Origin of the sequence: Roseateles cavernae (assembly GCF_040187885.1) — a bacterium.
GTDB classification, from domain to species: Bacteria; Pseudomonadota; Gammaproteobacteria; order Burkholderiales; family Burkholderiaceae_C; genus Roseateles_E; species Roseateles_E cavernae.
Genome location: NZ_JBDPLH010000006.1, coordinates 217,855 through 233,015, shown reverse-complemented (window position 1 = coordinate 233,015; position 15,161 = coordinate 217,855). Strand labels below are relative to the sequence as shown.

The 15,161-nt window shown below is 68.5% G+C and carries 13 protein-coding genes; 10 read left to right on the top strand and 3 right to left on the bottom strand.

The annotated features are described in order from the left end of the window. Window positions 1–5: 5 nt before the first annotated feature. The 8 genes from ABGI63_RS17610 to ABGI63_RS17575 are packed head-to-tail and all read left to right on the top strand — an operon-like array spanning window position 6 to window position 8,657. Entirely contained in the window at window positions 6–1,043 is a 1,038-nt protein-coding gene (locus ABGI63_RS17610) for a taurine ABC transporter substrate-binding protein (RefSeq protein WP_349743650.1), read from the top strand. After that, entirely contained in the window at window positions 1,015–1,875 is an 861-nt protein-coding gene (locus ABGI63_RS17605; protein ID WP_349743649.1) for an ABC transporter permease, read from the top strand. Before ABGI63_RS17610 ends, ABGI63_RS17605 begins: the two co-directional genes overlap by 29 nt. A 19-nt stretch (window positions 1,876–1,894) precedes the next feature. Beyond that, window positions 1,895–2,674, top strand: coding sequence for an ABC transporter ATP-binding protein (locus tag ABGI63_RS17600; RefSeq protein ID WP_432767437.1), 780 nt, complete (start codon window positions 1,895–1,897; stop codon window positions 2,672–2,674). A 2-nt stretch (window positions 2,675–2,676) separates the two neighbouring features. Then, entirely contained in the window at window positions 2,677–3,678 is a 1,002-nt protein-coding gene (locus tag ABGI63_RS17595; protein ID WP_349743647.1) for an MsnO8 family LLM class oxidoreductase, read from the top strand. A gap of 32 nt (window positions 3,679–3,710) precedes the next feature. After that, a complete protein-coding gene (locus ABGI63_RS17590) occupies window positions 3,711–5,060 on the top strand; it encodes an LLM class flavin-dependent oxidoreductase (RefSeq protein WP_349743646.1) in 1,350 nt (449 codons plus the stop codon). After that, a complete protein-coding gene (locus ABGI63_RS17585) occupies window positions 5,057–6,289 on the top strand; it encodes a M20 aminoacylase family protein (protein ID WP_349743645.1) in 1,233 nt (410 codons plus the stop codon). The genes ABGI63_RS17590 and ABGI63_RS17585 overlap by 4 nt, the downstream gene beginning before the upstream one ends. A 12-nt stretch (window positions 6,290–6,301) precedes the next feature. Further along, entirely contained in the window at window positions 6,302–6,859 is a 558-nt protein-coding gene (locus ABGI63_RS17580) for a GNAT family N-acetyltransferase (RefSeq protein ID WP_349743643.1), read from the top strand. A gap of 31 nt (window positions 6,860–6,890) precedes the next feature. Next, window positions 6,891–8,657 carry a hypothetical protein gene (locus ABGI63_RS17575; RefSeq protein WP_349743642.1) on the top strand — a complete coding sequence of 589 codons (1,767 nt, stop codon included), beginning with the start codon at window positions 6,891–6,893 and terminating at the stop codon, window positions 8,655–8,657. Window positions 8,658–8,977: 320 nt separating this feature from the next. On the opposite strand, the gene ABGI63_RS17570 is transcribed toward ABGI63_RS17575, so the two are convergent. The 3 genes from ABGI63_RS17570 to ABGI63_RS17560 all read right to left on the bottom strand — a co-directional run bounded on the left by ABGI63_RS17570 (window position 8,978) and on the right by ABGI63_RS17560 (window position 13,233). Continuing rightward, window positions 8,978–9,994, bottom strand: a complete 1,017-nt coding sequence (locus tag ABGI63_RS17570) for a catalase family peroxidase (RefSeq protein ID WP_349743641.1) — start codon at window positions 9,992–9,994, stop codon at window positions 8,978–8,980. 324 nt (window positions 9,995–10,318) lie between these two features. Then, complete coding sequence (locus tag ABGI63_RS17565; protein ID WP_349743640.1) at window positions 10,319–11,122, bottom strand: PEP-CTERM sorting domain-containing protein; 804 nt, start codon at window positions 11,120–11,122, stop codon at window positions 10,319–10,321. A gap of 47 nt (window positions 11,123–11,169) precedes the next feature. Further along, window positions 11,170–13,233 carry a LamG-like jellyroll fold domain-containing protein gene (locus ABGI63_RS17560; protein WP_349743639.1) on the bottom strand — a complete coding sequence of 688 codons (2,064 nt, stop codon included), beginning with the start codon at window positions 13,231–13,233 and terminating at the stop codon, window positions 11,170–11,172. A gap of 300 nt (window positions 13,234–13,533) precedes the next feature. Here ABGI63_RS17560 and ABGI63_RS17555 point away from each other — a divergent pair, with 300 nt between their 5' ends. Both ABGI63_RS17555 and ABGI63_RS17550 read left to right on the top strand, forming a co-directional pair. Next, the gene (locus ABGI63_RS17555; RefSeq protein ID WP_349743638.1) at window positions 13,534–13,815 is read left to right on the top strand and encodes a hypothetical protein; all 282 of its coding nucleotides are present in this window, start codon (window positions 13,534–13,536) and stop codon (window positions 13,813–13,815) included. 295 nt (window positions 13,816–14,110) lie between these two features. Further along, window positions 14,111–15,154, top strand: coding sequence for an ABC transporter substrate-binding protein (locus tag ABGI63_RS17550; protein WP_349743637.1), 1,044 nt, complete (start codon window positions 14,111–14,113; stop codon window positions 15,152–15,154). The last annotated feature ends 7 nt before the right edge of the window (window positions 15,155–15,161 follow it).

Below are 15,161 nucleotides of genomic sequence, written 5' to 3'. Positions count from 1 at the left end.
GACCGATGAGTGCAGAAAAACTATGGCGCCAGCTCGCGCTGGCCCTGCTGGCCCTGGCCGGCACCTTCTTCCTGCCCCATGAGCTGCGGGCGCAAGACCTGCCCCCCGAGGTGCGCTTCGCCTATGCCGGCGGGCCGCGGGTCTGGATACTGGGCAAGATCGACCAGTCTTTCGACAAGGCCTTCGGCACCAAGGTGCGCTGGATTCCGTTCGCGACCGGCGCCGATGTGCTGAGCCTGTTCGCCGCCAACGAGATCGACATCGCCCGCTTCGGCTCCAGCCCGGCGGCGGCCGGCATCGCCCGCAAGCTGCCGATCGAGATCATCGGCGTGCCCGAGGTGATCGCCACCAGCGAGCGCCTGATCGGCCGCACGGCCAAGGGCATCAACAGCCTGAAGGACATCGAAGGCAAGACGGTGGCTTACCCGGCCAACTCGACCGCCCACTACGCGCTGGAGGCCGCGATCAAGGTGCACAAGCTCGACAAGAGCAGGATCCGCCTGGTGCCGCTGAAGCCGGCCGAGATCGTCGCGGCCTGGAAGCGCGGCGACATCGACGCCGGCTATGTCTGGGGCCCGTTCACCCAGCAGCTGGAGGCCGATGGCGGCAAGGAGGTGTTCGCGACCAAGCAACTGCAGAAGGACGGCTATCTGGTCTACAACAACTTCGTCGTGCGCAAGGCCTTCGCCGCCCAGTATCCGCAGCTGGTCTCGAAGTTCCTGGCGGTCTACCAGCAAAATCTGGAGCAGTACCAGCGCGACCCCGAGGGCTCGACCCGGGCGATTGCCGAGCATGTCGGTGTGCCGGTCGAGACGGCCCGTTCCATCCTGACCGGGCTGGAGTACGCCTCGCTGAAAGACCAGCTGACGCCCGCCTATCTGGGCCAGGGCGCGACGGCGGCGAACGCCGGCATTGCCCGCGCCGCCAAGGACACGGCGCTGTTCCTGGCCGAGATCGGCGAGATCCGCCGCGCCGATGTGCCCGACAGCTATGCCCCCGCAATCAACAGCAGCCATGCCGCACGCGCACTCGCTGGCCAGTGAGGCCGCAGCGCCGGCGCCCGGCGCTGCTTTGCGGCCGGCGCCTGGCGCCGCCTGGCGGCTGACGCCGGCCTGGCGGCTGCGCGCGCTGAGCATAGTGGCAGTGCTGACCGTGCTGCTGCTGTGGCAGCTCAGCGGCAGCCTGGGCTGGGTCGATGCGCTGCTGCTGCCGCCGCCGGCCGAGGTGCTGCGCACCGTGCAGGAGCTGTTGCAGCAGGGCTACCGCCAGGTGCCGCTGTGGCAGCATGTGGCGGTCAGCGTCGGCCGGGCCCTGGCGGCCTTTGCGGCGGCCGTGCTGATCGGCGTGCCGCTGGGGCTGGCGATGGGCCTGTCGTCCACGCTGTCGGCCTTGCTGAACCCCTTTGTGCAGTTCCTGCGCCCGCTGCCCAAGATCGCGCTGATCCCGCTGGTGGTGGTCTGGCTGGGCATCGGCGAGGGCTCGAAGTTCTTCCTGATCTTCATCTCGACCGGCCTGAGCGTGGTGGTCAGCGCGGCGGCGGCGGCGGCCGCGGTGCCGCAGGGCCGCCTGCGCGCGGCCCAGGTGCTGGGCGCGAGCCGGCGCCAGCTGTTCAGCCATGTGGTGCTGCCGCACAGCCTGCCCGAGCTGTTCACCGGCGTGCGGCTGTCGGTGGGGGTCGGCTGGACCTCGCTGATCGCCGCCGAGATGGTGGCCGCGACCTCTGGCCTGGGCTGGATGGTGCTGAATGCCAGCGCCTATCTGCGCACCGACATCGTGATGCTGGGCATTCTGCTGCTGGGCTTCACCGGCTGGGCCTTTGACTGGCTGCTGCTGCGCGCGCAGCGGCGTTTCGTGCCCTGGGCGGGCAAGGAGTGAGGACATGAGCGAATCCACCATGCCCCAGATCGAGCTGCGCGGCATCGTCAAGCGCTTCGCGGCGCCGGGCGGCGGCAGCACCCCGGTGCTGAACCAGCTCTCGCTGAGCATCGCGCCCGGCGAGTTCGTCTGCCTGCTGGGGCCCTCGGGCTGCGGCAAGTCGACGGTGCTGAACCTGCTGGCCGGCTTCGAGCAGCCGGACGCCGGATCGCTGCGCTTCGAGGGTCGGCCGATCGGCGGCCCGGGGCCGGAGCGTGGCGTGGTGTTCCAGCAGCCGCAGCTGTTCCCCTGGCTCGATGTGCTGGGCAATGTCTGCCTGGGCCCGCGCCTGGCCGGCCAGCCGGCGGTGGCGGTGCAGGGCCGGGCGCGCGAGCTGCTGGCCCGGGTCGGGCTGCAGGGCTTCGAACACCACCCGCCCTACCAGCTCTCGGGCGGCATGCGCCAGCGCGCCGCGCTGGCGCGGGCCTGGCTGCCCGAGCCGCAGGTGCTGCTGATGGACGAGCCCTTCGGCGCGCTCGATGCGCAGACCCGGCTGATGATGCAGGAGCTGCTGATCTCGGTCTGGCAGGCCCAGCGCACCACGGTGCTCTTCATCACCCACGATGTCGACGAGGCCCTGGCCCTGGGCGACCGGGTGCTGCTGATGTCGGCCCGGCCGGGCCGGGTGATCGAGGAGCTGCGCCTGCCCTTCGAGCGGCCGCGCCGGCTCGAGGACCTGGTGGCCGATCCGCGCTACGGCGAGCTGAAGCGCCGCGTGCTCCTGAGCCTGCGCGAGCAGGCCGCCACAGCGCTGGCATGACCATGAGCTACCGACTCTCGCTGCTGGACAAAAGCCCCATCCCCGAGGGCGCGACCGCCGCCGAGGCCTTGCAGCGCACCACCCTGCTGGCCCAGCGCGCCGAGGCCCTGGGCTATCACCGCTTCTGGGTGGCCGAGCATCACGGCACGGCCTTGCTGGCCAGCTCGGCCCCCGAGGTGCTGGCCGCCCACCTGCTGGCGCGCACCCAGCGCATCCGCATCGGCTCGGGCGGCGTGATGCTGCAGCACTATGCGCCCTACAAGGTGGCCGAGGCCTTCAAGCTCTTGGCCGCGCTGGCGCCGGGCCGGGTCGATCTGGGCGTGGGCAAGGCGCCCGGCGGCCTGCCGGCCTCGACCCGTGCGCTGCAGGCCCGCCACGACCCGTCGAACGGTCCGACCTTCGCCCAGCTGCTGGCCGATCTGGACGGCTTCCTGAGCGCGGCGCCGGGGCGGGCGCTGGCCGGGCCGCTGCCGCCGGTGCTGCCCGAGCGCATCCTGCTGGGCGGCAGCCCCGACAGCGCCGAGCTGGCGGCCGCCCAGGGCTGGGCCTTCTGCTATGCCGGCCATTTCAACGGCGACCCGGCCCATATCGAGCGCTCGCTGCAGGCCTACCGCCGCGCCGGCGGCCGGGCGCCGCTGCTGGCCCTCTATGCGCTGGCCGCCGCGACCCAGGCCGAGGCCGAGCGCCTGGCCGGCGCGCTGCGCCTCTACAAGCTGCACCTGAGCACCGGCCAGAGCGTCAATCTGCCGACCCTGGCCGCGGCGGCCGAGTTCGCACGCCAGGCCGGCTTCGAGCGGCCCGAGGACTACCGCATCGAGGAGCTGCGCCCGCAGGTGCTCGCCGGCACGCCCGAGCGGGTGCGCAGCGCGCTCGACGCGCTGCATCGCGAGTTCGGCGTCGCCGAGTTCGTGATCGACACCCCGGTGCCGGACTTCGATCAGCGCCTGGCCTCGGTCGAGCTGCTGGCCCGCAGCTTCACCCCGGAGCCGGACTCTGCGGACTGAGCCCGCACCGAACCCACGGAGATTCAAACCACATGACCCAGACCTCCATTCCCTTCGGCCTGATGCTGCAGGGCGCCGGCAGCCATATGCACTCCTGGCGCCACCCCTCGGGGCCGGCCGATGCCAGCGTCAATCTGGACTTCATCATCGAGACCACGCGCAAGGCCGAGGCGGCCGGCATCGCCTTCGCCTTCGTCGCCGACGGCCTCTTCATCAACGAGAAGTCGCTGCCGCATTTCCTCAACCGTTTCGAGCCGCTGACGATTCTGTCGGCCCTGGCCATCGCAACCCGCAAGATCGGCCTGGCCGGCACGGTCAGCACCAGCTATAGCGATCCGTTCACGGTGGCGCGCCAGCTGGCCTCGCTGGACCTGATCAGCGGCGGCCGGGCCGGCTGGAATGTCGTGACCAGCCCGCTGGAAGGCTCGGCCAGCAACTACAACCGCAGCCATCCCGAGCACGGGCTGCGCTACCAGATCGCCGACGAATACCTGGCCGTGACCCAGGGCCTGTGGGACAGCTGGGACGACGATGCGCTGCTGCGCGACCGCGCCAGCGGCCGCTTCTTCGACCCGGCCAAGCTGCACAAGCTGGATCACAAGGGACGCTTCTTCCAGGTGGCCGGGCCGCTGAACATCGGCCGCTCGCCGCAGGGCCAGCCGGTGATCTTCCAGGCCGGATCCTCGGACGCCGGCATCGCGCTGGCCGGCAAGTACGCCGACGCGGTGTTCACCCGCTCGCCGACGCTGGAGGAGACGCGCAGCTTCCGCGCCCAGGTGCGCGACAGCGCCCGGGCCCAGGGCCGCGCGGCCGACGCGGTGAAGATCTTCCCCGGCGTCGGCCCGGTGGTGGCGGCCACCGAGGCCGAGGCCCAGGCCAAGTACCAGCAGATCCGTGAGCTGCTGAGCGTCGACGATGCGCTGGCTTACCTGGGCCGCTATTTCGACCATCACGACTTCAGCCAGTACCCGCTGGACGAACCGTTCCCCGAGCTCGGCGAGATCGGCAGCAACAGCTTCAAGTCCACCACCGACCGCATCAAGGCCGAGGCCCGTTCCCAGGGCCTGAGCCTGCGCCAGGTGGCGCTGCAGGCGGCGACGCCGGCCTCGCAGTTCGTCGGCAGTGGCGAGCGCATCGCTGACGAGCTGATCCACTGGATCGACAGCGGCGCGGCCGACGGCTTCATCCTCGGCTTCCCGGTGCAGGCCCAGGGCCTGCAGGACTTCATCGCACATGTGCTGCCGGTGCTGGAGGCGCGCGGCCGCTACCGCCGCGAGCTGCCCGGCGCGACCCTGCGCGAGCACCTGGGCCTGCCGCGCAAGGCCAGCCGCCATGCCGGCAGGCCTGATGCAACAGCCGCTACGGCAGCGGAGGCGGCATGAGCGGTGCCGATGATGGCAGCCTGGTGCTGAACCGCGCGCCGGGCCTGGGCCAGACCCTGGCGCGGCAGGCGGTCGAGCGCATCGGCCGCGAGATCAGTACCCATCTCGACGAGTTCATCGCGCTGCGCCGCGACATCCACCGGCACCCCGAGCTGGCCTTCCAGGAGCACCGCACCGCGGCCCTGGTGGCCGAGCGGCTGTCGGCCTGGGGCTACGAGGTCAGCACCGGGATTGCCGGCACCGGCGTGGTCGGCAGCCTGCGCCGCGGCAAGGGTGGCAAGCGCCTGGGTCTGCGCGCCGATATGGATGCGCTGCCGATCCGCGAGGCCACCGGCCTGCCTTATGCCAGCGTGCACGAGGGCGTGATGCATGCCTGCGGCCACGACGGCCACACCACGGCCCTGCTGGCGGCCGCCCATTACCTGGCCCGGCACGGCGATTTCGACGGCACGCTGCAGCTGATCTTCCAGCCGGCCGAGGAGATGGGCGGCGGAGCCAAGAAGATGATCGACGCCGGGTTGTTCGAGCGCTTCCCGGTTGATGCGGTGTTCGGCATGCACAACTGGCCCTGTGTTGACGCCGGCCATCTGGGCTGTGTCGACGGCCCGGCGATGGCCTCGGTCGACCAGGCCCTGATCACGGTGCGCGGCAAGGGCGGCCATGGCGCGCAGCCGCAGGAGACGGTGGACCCGGTGCTGGTCAGCGCGCATCTGATCACCGCCTTGCAAAGCGTGGTGGCGCGCAATATCAACCCGCTGGACATGGGCGTGGTCACGGTGGGTTCGATCCACGGCGGCTTCGCGGCCAATGTGATCCCCGACACCGTGGAGCTCAAGCTGACCGCACGCTCCTTCAGGCCCGAGGTGCGCGAGCTGCTGCGCCAGCGCGTGCCGGCGCTGGCACGTGCCCAGGCCGAGAGCTTCGGTGCGGTGGCCGAGGTCGACTACCGGCTCGGCTACCCGGCCGTGATCAACCACCCGGCCGAGACCGAATTCGCCCGCGAGGTGGCGCGCGAGGCCCTGGGCGCCGACAAGCTCGACGCGGACTTCCGTCCGCGCACCGCCAGCGAGGACTTCGCCTACATGCTGCAGGCGCGGCCGGGCAGCTATCTCTTCATCGGTAATGGCGAGGGCCCGGCGCTGCACAGCCCGAAGTACGACTTCAACGACGCCGTCCTGGCGCCGGCCGCGACCTACTGGGCCCGCCTGGTCGAGCGCTATCTGGCCTGAAGGGGGAGAGCGATGAGCGAATTCCATTTCATCGACACCAGCCCGCTCGATCCGCTGGCCAAGCCGCTGATCGACGAGTTGCGCCATGAGTACGACAGCCGTTACGGCGACTTCTTCCGGCGCGACGGCATCAGCGCCCAGACCGAGCTGGAGCGCTATCCGGCCGAGCTGTTCACGCCGCCGCAGGGCGGCAGCTTTGTGCTGCTGCTGCGCGAGGGCCGGGCGGTGGCCGGCGGCGCGTTCAAGCGCCATGCCGACCCGCACACCGCCGAGTTCAAGCGCATCTGGACCGACCGCCGGCTGCGCCGCCAGGGCCTGGCCCGCCGCGTGCTGATCGAGCTGGAGAGCCGCGCGCTGCGGCAGGGCTATCGGCGCATCTACCTGACCACCGGCTGCCGCCAGCCCGAGGCCGTGGGCCTCTATCTGGGCTATGGCTACCGTGCGCTGTTCGCCCCCGATGCCGACCTGGAGGCGCTGCGCTCGCTGCCCTTCGAGAAGCGCTTGCCCGGCCCGCCCCCTGTCGCAGCTCAGTCCGGGCTGGCGGCGGGCGCGGCCTCAACAGCGATATAAACACCGAACGCAAACCACCCCACCATCGATCATGAGTGCTCTGCTGGACATCACGCTGCCGCGCAGCCTGGACCTGCTGCTGGAGCAGGCGGCGCGCGAGCGCCCCGAGCGCCTCGAGGCCTGGGTCTTCGAGGACGAGGCGGCGCGGCGCGAGGCCGAGCGGGCGCTGGCCGAGCTGGGCATCGCGGCCCGCATCCGCAGCGCCTACAAACCGCTGCTGCACGCCTGGCTGGAAGGCGAGCTGGCGCTGCCGGCCGGCTGGCGGCTGCTGCTCATCACGGTGGCGCCAGCCGTGCTGCAGCGGCTCAAGGTCGAGGCCTATCCGCTGGCGGCCTTGCTGGGCGAGGGCGAACTGGGCTTTGAGACCGATGCCGCGCTGCCCCAGACCGAGGCCCGCGTCAGCGCCGACGGACGGCCGCTGGCGACGCTGTTCGTGCCCATCGATCAGGCCTTCGCGCCGCTGGCCTGGCGGCGCAGCTGGCGCGCTGGCCGGCTGATCGAGGATGCGGCCTTGGCCGGCTGCGACTATCGAGCCGCCTACGAGGCGGCGATGGCGGCGGTCGCCGGCCATCATTGGGGCAAGACCGAACCCTATTTCGAGCAGCTGCGCATCGAAGTCGAGATCGGCGGCATCGAGCGCGCGCTGCCCTATGACGAGGAGCTGATCAGCACACGCGAGGCCTTGCACGAGGATTGCTACTTTGCCGTGCTGGAGTTCTTCCAGCGCCGCGCCGGCCGCCCGCCGGGCGACCGCACGCTGCGGCCCGGCCAGATCATCCCCGACATCCGCGCCGCCGCAGGCCGCACGCGGGTCAGGGTGCTGCTGAGCGCGCCGGCACCACAGGCGCAGTCGTCCGAGCCAGTATTGGTGGACGACCTGGCCGTGCAGGCTGCGCCGCTGTCGCCCGAGGCGGTGGCCGCCTGGCTGGCGCCGCTGCAGGGCGAGCGCTTTGCCTGCCTGTCGCACCAGGGCCGACCGGTCACGGGCCTGCACCGGCGTGGCACGAAGCCCGGCATCGTGATCAGCGCTGGCCAGCATGCCAATGAAAGCTCGGGCGTGGTGGGCGCGCTGCGCGCAGTCCAGGTCTTGCAGCAGCAGGACCAAGCCCATTACGCGCTGGTGGCGCTGGAGAACCCCGACGGCGCGGCCCTGCACCAGGCCCTGATCCGCGGCAACCCGCGCCATATGCACCACGCGGCGCGCTACACCGCCTTGGGCGACGATCTGGAGGCGCGCAGCGGCGCCGAGCTGGGCGAGAAGGCCGCGCGCCAGGAGGCGATCGCGCGCACCGGGGCCGGCCTGCATTTCAGCCTGCATGGCTATCCGGCCCATGAGTGGACCCGGCCCTTTGCCGGCTATCTGCCGCCGGGCTTCGAGGACTGGGCGCTGCCGCGCGGATTTTTCCTGATCCTGCGTCGACACCCGGGGCGGGATGGCCTGGCCTTTCTTGAGGCGCTGAGCGCGGGGCTGGCGCAAGACCCGGCCCTGGCCGCGCTGAACGCGCGCCAGCAGCGGCTGTGGCGCGCGCACTGGGTCGATGCCGACACGGCGCCGCTGCTGCTCAACGGCATACCCTGCCTGATCCAGGACGACAGCCGCTCGACCGTGCCCTTCACGCTGATCACCGAGTTTCCCGACGAGACGGTCTACGGAGAGGCCTTTGTGCTCGCCCAGCGCACCCAGATGCGCACCGTGTTGCTGGGCGCCGAGCTGTACTGGCAGGGCTTGCTGGGCGAGGCGAGGGCAGGGGCTGCTGTTGCGCCGCGCCGCGCCGCGCCGGCGCAGGTGTCTGAGTAGGGCTTTTGGGCTCGACGATGGCGAGGCTGGAGTATCGACGACGGTTGTCCTGCCTCACTCCGATGACGCGCAACGTGGCGCCAGCACGTCGTTCACATCATGTCCTGTGCACCGCATGAAAGCGCACCTGCTGCCGAGCTGAAACTCTGGTCGGCTACCTGTCGAGGGCTGACCGTGGTTTGTGCACGGTGCCTGTCAAGAGGTCTTCTTTGGATCCCCCCGATAAAGCGGCTCGGCACGCGGAGATGGTGCTGGCCGTATCTTCTACAAGTCCCGAAGATCCGAGCTGATCGTCTAGCCGGTGCCGAGCCTCGCACTCGCTACTGCTGCTTCGCGCCCTCGGTCAGGCGACGACCGAGCCCGACTGCATAGGGGGCGGCGCGGGCGACAATCATCGGATCGGCGGACGGCTCCACGCCCTTGGGAAGAACCATGGGGTTGTAGGTGATCGTCAGGCAGGCGCCGCCACCGTCCTCGGCCACCGAGGTGACTTTCAGCAAACCCAGATTGAGCTTCTTGCGTCCTTCCGGCAGCGGTACGGTCGCGCTGTCGATCTTGTCGCCGGGCTGAGCCAGTTCCAGGTTGAAATTAAAGGCGACCTTGCCGTCCTTGACTCGTTGTCTGAGCTCATCAAACAGGAAGCTCGGCCCCTTGGTCTTGGCCTCCTCGTCACTCAGGCCTTGCACGCCGCCCACAGGTTCGAAGATCCACTTGCCGAACTGTTTTGTGCCGGCGGTGTTGACAAAGCCGAAGGCGCTGACGCCCCAGTAGTTGACTGTGCCGAAGCTGGCCGGCACCGGCTGGGATGCGTAGTACTTGCCCTGCAGCAGCACTTCCGGGTTTGCATCTGCAAATGCCTTGACCTTGGCCGCATCTGGCATCTTGGTGGCGGGGTCAGGCTGAAGAGAAGCCAGCCGCGCGAGGAACTGCTGTGGCGATGAAGCACCAAACACCGGCGCCGAGATATTGCCCATCTGCCACAACTCGCCATCGGGCAGATTGAACTGCAGAGCCATATTGCGCTGGGACTTGGCGTTGTCAGGTGCCTTCGGATTGGCGCCACCCACCGAGAAGCGCAGCACGACGGGCACCGGCTTGCCGCTGAAGGCCGAGGCTGTCGACAGCGCGCGCGCATCTGCGGTGCCGACGAATTCGCCCACGGCGCAAACACCCTTGGCACCCGAGCGGCGAAAGCCTTCGAACTTGCCGAAGGTGGACTCGAACTGATCCAGGACGGTTTTGGGGTCTATCTGCGCGGTCGCGGGCGACTGTGCAAATGCGGTCGAGGTCAACGCAGCGGTAGCGGCAGCCACGGCAGAGAGAAGCAGCTTTGGCATAGACAAGACTCCTGAGGCTATGAGGTTTGCACAAGAAGACGAGCCGGTAGCCGCGCAAGGCTCAGGCAAGGTCTCACCGAGTAGTCGAGCCGGCTGCGTTTAACTTACACAGGGCCTGGAAAAGTGTCCGGCTCTGCACTGACCCCTTCTACATCAGGCCAAGCATGGCTCTGTACAGGAATCCAAGTCGTGAAGTCGAAGCCTCTGAAAATCTCTGCCGCCGCTCTTGCGGCGCACAACTGAACTGAGCCTGATCGGCTCGGGGCCGGCGCTCTAGACGCCGGCCTTCTCTAGTTCATCAGATGGCCACACTCATGTGGCGGCTCAAGCCGGACAGGGCCGGCGAAGAGTCAGGCGCGAGCGGCGCAAGGCCAGCACGCCCAGGCCCAGGGCCAGCAGGGCCCAGCTCGTTGGTTCAGGTACCGGCGTCGTGAAGTTGGCCATGGTGGCGATCTGCTGTGCGCTCAGACCGTCCAGGCGCGGTGCACTCAGCAGCGACTCGCCGGTGGATTGGGCCAGCCACAGATCGGACACGGTCGGGCCGTTCACATCGCTGGCGAGGAAGGCGAAGTTGAGCAAGCTCAGGCTCTCGCCGGGCTTCACGGTGACGGAGAAGCCCACGTTGTAGCGGTCGGGCGTGATCGCTGCGCGGCCCAGGCCGTTATTGCCCGAGACCAGGGCCAGCACCGGATCGCTGCCGCAACTGCCGCTGCCGTCGTCCTCGCAGCTGACCAGCAGGCCGGGCTTGGTGCTGCGGACCAACTCGTCGCCGTCCGAGCCGAGGTTGCCGAAGAAGTTGAGCGTGGTCGTGATGCTGCTCGCACTATGGTTGGTGAAGGTGTCGAAGAAGCGGAAGACGTTCCCGCTGAGCAGCTCGACCTGGCGCGTCTGGCTCAGGGCGCCGACGCCGCTGTTGTAGAAGCCGAAGGCGTCAAAGGCGCCATTGCCGCCATCGACCACCTGGCCGAGTGCCTGGTTGTAGAGCGGTGTCGTGCCGCCTGCGCCGAGGTAGCTCTGGCCATAGCCGCTGCCGTTGAAGATGTCGGCCGAGGCCTCGAACTGTTCCGCTGCGCAGGCCGGAGCGAGGGCGGTGGCGAGCGCCACACCAAGAAGAAGGCGTTGAATCATGGGAAAGTACTCCAAGGAAAACGGGGCCGCAGTGGCGGCCGGCAGTATCAGTTGCGGCGTGCGGTGAGCCACTGTTCGGGCGGGATGGGTTTGCCGACCAGACGCATCTCGCCGATCCAGCCGTAGAAACCGTCGTCGAGCACGCCGTCCCACCAGCCGGCTCCGATGATCCAAGGCAGCGGTGAGCTCTGCGAGCGCGTGCCCGTTGCTGCGTTGCTGACATTGCGCAGCACCGGCGCGCCTTCGACATAGAGCGTCGTGGTGGCGGTCGCCGGATCGTTGACGATGGCGACGTGGTACCAGGTGTTGCGTATCAGCTCGCCCGACCAGTTGGTCTGGGCATAGCGTGAATTGGACGCCGGCACCACTTCCCATTGCACTTCGCGCAGGCTGGAGATCGCGAACAGCACGCTCGAAGCCTCCGGGTCACCGCCCTGGTAGCCACCGGGCACCGCACCGCGATTGCCTTGGCGGCCGAGCAGATTGCCCCAGCGGTGCTTGCTCGCGTCCCAGTCGGCGGGAATTTTGACGAAGGCTTCGATCGTGTAGCCGGTCCAGAAGCTGCGGCCGTTGACGGGTGCGCCCATCGCGGTCAGGAAGGCGCTGAGGCGGCCCACCGTCTTGTCGCTGTTGAGAAAGCGCACGCTGCCCGGGGCCGACGACAGCCGGTGTTTGTCGGTCGACCAGGTCACGTCGCCCACCATCGCCGGCCCGATCAGGCCGGCGCGACGCATATCGTGACCCGCGAAGATATCGGGCAAGGTGTCACCGACCTTGACGATCTGGCCTTCCGTGATGGTGGTCGGCGCGCGCCAGTGCGCGTAGGTGTCCGCCACATAGGGGAAGTCGTTCGAATCGAGCGGAGGGCGGCTGAGCTTCGGTGGCGGCTCGACGTAGTTGGCCAGCAGCTCGGTGCGCACACGCGGCAGGATGGCCGCGCCATTGCTGGACATCGTCGGTCGCCAGCGCAGGAAGCCCGCAAAGCGCTTCTTGAAATTGATCGGGATCGTGAAGCGATTGTTGGCCTGGGTCAGCTCCGCGAAGTCGAACTGGTTGAGTGTCTGCTTGGGCTTGCCGACCACCCAGGGCGAGAACGACATCACATCGATCTTGTTGTTGCTGAAGTCGACCTCATAGAGCCGCATCATGGCGTTGCCGCCCTGATAGTCCATCTGGTAGTCGACCACCATCTGGTGCACTTCATTGCCGAAGGCATTGAACTTGCGCAGATGGGCGGCGCCGTGGTGGTGACCGTTCAAGGTCATGAAGATCTGATCGTTGTCGTTGATCAGCTGGGCCCACAGCATCTTGCCGTAGGCCGTTTCCAGCGGGCTGATGCCGTCGCTGTCGATGTTCAGCAACTGGTGGTTCGACAGAATCACCGGCAATGTGGGGTTGCGTGCGATGACGCTGCGTGCCCAGGCGATGCCGGCGTCGGAGATGCGCCATGACAGCGACAGCACCATGAACTTGATGCCATGCGACTCGAAGACGTGGTACTCGTGAAAGCCGGAGCTGTCACGCTCACGGAAGGTTGATTGCCGGGCCGCCCGGCTGCGCGGGAACCACTGCAGGTAGGGCTCGGCCGCCAGCTGACGCTGGGCATCGGTGCCGAAGCCTTGATCGGAGGGCTGGTGGTAGTCGTGGTCGTTGATGACGTCGTGATTGCCGGCCAGGATCGAGTAGGGCACGCCAACGTTTTCCAGCTGCTGCATCGCGGCGTCGGCCACGCGCCACTGGTTGGGTTTGCCCTGCTGGTCAACCACATCGCCCAGATGGATGACGAAGGGGATGTTGTAGCTGCGGGCATTGCTGGCGATCCAGCCGGTCTGCGCCGCAAAAGGCGTTGAGCCGTAGCGATTCTGGAACTGCTGGCCCTCATCGGTGGTGGCGTAGCGGGCGTAGAACTGGGTGTCGGGCAGCACCGCGATGGCAAAGCTGGTGACGGCGCTGCCGGCGGCTTCGGCCGGCTCCGCGCCGCCCAACAGGCTGCCGCCCATCGCGAATGCCGAGAGGCCGGCCGCACCGCGCAGCAGCTGGCGGCGGTCAGGGGTGGGTGCGTCTTCGCCGCTCATATTGAGGTCGTCGTTGCCGGTGTTGTCGCTGTTCATGCAAGGGCCTGTGGGAGTCAGTGCTGCACCCAGTGTCGCCACGGGCAACGACCCGCCCATGACGCCGGCATTAGCCCGTTTGCACTGGCGCTGTGCGGTGGCCGTGCGAGGCGCACCGAAGCGAGGCGTGGCTTGCTGGCGGTGCGCTGCGCAGACCATCTGTCCGCAAGCGCTGCTCGAACAAATTGTTACGTAGGAGGCGGCTCGCGCCGGCGTGCTTCATCACGGCGTCACCGGGCCTGAGCACACTGGCGTCTACCGAAACAGGCATTGGCCGATTTCCCCTGACCCGAGATTCCGATGAGAACGCCTGAAGAAACGCACCCGACGCATCTGTGGTCCACGCTGGCATCAACCCTGGAGCTTGCGGGCTTCGAGCCCAGCGATTTCGAGATGTCGGAGGGGCGCCCGGATGAACTCCGTCATGTCGGTCTGCCCGACCGCTTGCTGACGGTGCGCCGCCGCTCCACTGGCCATCGCCAGCTTTATGCCGTGGCACCGGGTTGCCCCTGGCTGTTCAGCGCGTTTGCCGATCTGACGGCCGGGCGTTTTGGACACCCATCCCGCAGGGCCCTGAGCTGATTCGCAGCCATGCACGCTGGCTGGTCAAACCCACCTGCGTTGACAAAGCCAAAGGCGCTGACGCTCCAGTAGTTGGAAGTGCTAAAGCTGACCGGCACCGGCTGGGACATATCGTACTTGCCCTGTCGCAGCACTTCCGAGTTCGCGTCTGCGCCGTGCCCGAAGCTGTAGGCATAGCCCTTGTCAGGCCCCTGTGGCACCCGTACATTTGCCGAAAACACATGCATTGCATGCTTGTGCTTGAGCAGCCGGTGTCAGGCCCGCCTCGAGCAGACCGTGCAAGGGAGTCGATGCGATGAATGCTGCGCCTGAAGCCGGGGCGGCCGGGTTGACGCCCGGTCGCCGGATCTGGGGGATTGCCGGTCTGGTCCTGGCATTGATCCTCGTGCTGCTGAGCCTGCTGGCCTGGCATCCCGCCAGCAAGACAGCGCCGGGCGAGAAGCTCACCATCGCCGTGCCTTCGGCGCCGCATGCTGCCTTGCTGCATATTGCTGCCGCCCGCCAGCTGTTCGCGGCCGAGGGGCTGGATGTGAGCATCGTGCCGACCACGCACGGCAAGCTTGCATTGGATCTGCTGGCCCAGGACAAGGTCGATCTCGCGGCGGCCGCCGAGGTTCCCTTTGTCGTCAACGTGATGAAGGGCCAGCCCTTGGCCATCCTCGCCTCGGTGGCCAGTGCCTCCAGCGAGATGGCCGTGATTGCACGGCGCGACCGCCAGATCCGCTTACCCGGCGACCTGGCCGGCAAGCGCATCGGCATCACCCTGGGCACCAGCGGCGAGTACTACCTCTGGGCCTTTCTGACCCGCCACCGGCTGGCGCCCGACAGTGTGACCCTGGTCGACGCCGCGCCGGACCGGCTGGATCGCGAGCTGATCGAGGGCCGGCTCGATGCGATCGCGGCCTGGCAACCGACGCGCGGCCGTGCGGTGACGGGGCTGGGCGAGGGCGCGGTCTCGCTGACCGAGCCCCATGCCTATACTTCGACCTATGTGCTGATCGGCAAGAACGACTATCTGCGGCAGCATCCCCGCAGGCTCGAGAAGCTGCTGCGCGCACTGCTGGCCGCCGAGACCTATCAACGCGAGCAGCCGCAGCTGGCGCTGCAGCTGGTAGCCGAGCGCCTGCGCGTCGAGCCCGGCAGCCTCGCCCCGGGCTGGCAGGATCAGGATTTTCGCGTCGACCTGCTGCAGTCCCAGCTCATCACACTGGAGGATGAGGCCCGCTGGGCCCTGGCGCGCGGCCATGCCCCCGCGGGCGCGGCGCCGAACTTCCTATCGCACCTCCATCTCGATGCGCTACTGGCCGTGCGGCCGGAGCGGGTCACGGTCGTGCACTAGGGCCGAA

Coding starts and splice junctions, on each gene's coding strand:
- ABGI63_RS17550 (WP_349743637.1), top strand. CDS start 14,111: ATGAATGCTGCGCCTGAAGCCGGGGCGGCCGGGTTGACGCCCGGTCGC.
- ABGI63_RS17565 (WP_349743640.1), bottom strand. CDS start 11,122: ATGATTCAACGCCTTCTTCTTGGTGTGGCGCTCGCCACCGCCCTCGCT.
- ABGI63_RS17555 (WP_349743638.1), top strand. CDS start 13,534: ATGAGAACGCCTGAAGAAACGCACCCGACGCATCTGTGGTCCACGCTG.
- ABGI63_RS17580 (WP_349743643.1), top strand. CDS start 6,302: ATGAGCGAATTCCATTTCATCGACACCAGCCCGCTCGATCCGCTGGCC.
- ABGI63_RS17590 (WP_349743646.1), top strand. CDS start 3,711: ATGACCCAGACCTCCATTCCCTTCGGCCTGATGCTGCAGGGCGCCGGC.
- ABGI63_RS17560 (WP_349743639.1), bottom strand. CDS start 13,233: ATGAACAGCGACAACACCGGCAACGACGACCTCAATATGAGCGGCGAA.
- ABGI63_RS17610 (WP_349743650.1), top strand. CDS start 6: ATGAGTGCAGAAAAACTATGGCGCCAGCTCGCGCTGGCCCTGCTGGCC.
- ABGI63_RS17575 (WP_349743642.1), top strand. CDS start 6,891: ATGAGTGCTCTGCTGGACATCACGCTGCCGCGCAGCCTGGACCTGCTG.
- ABGI63_RS17595 (WP_349743647.1), top strand. CDS start 2,677: ATGAGCTACCGACTCTCGCTGCTGGACAAAAGCCCCATCCCCGAGGGC.
- ABGI63_RS17570 (WP_349743641.1), bottom strand. CDS start 9,994: ATGCCAAAGCTGCTTCTCTCTGCCGTGGCTGCCGCTACCGCTGCGTTG.
- ABGI63_RS17600 (WP_432767437.1), top strand. CDS start 1,895: ATGCCCCAGATCGAGCTGCGCGGCATCGTCAAGCGCTTCGCGGCGCCG.
- ABGI63_RS17605 (WP_349743649.1), top strand. CDS start 1,015: ATGCCGCACGCGCACTCGCTGGCCAGTGAGGCCGCAGCGCCGGCGCCC.
- ABGI63_RS17585 (WP_349743645.1), top strand. CDS start 5,057: ATGAGCGGTGCCGATGATGGCAGCCTGGTGCTGAACCGCGCGCCGGGC.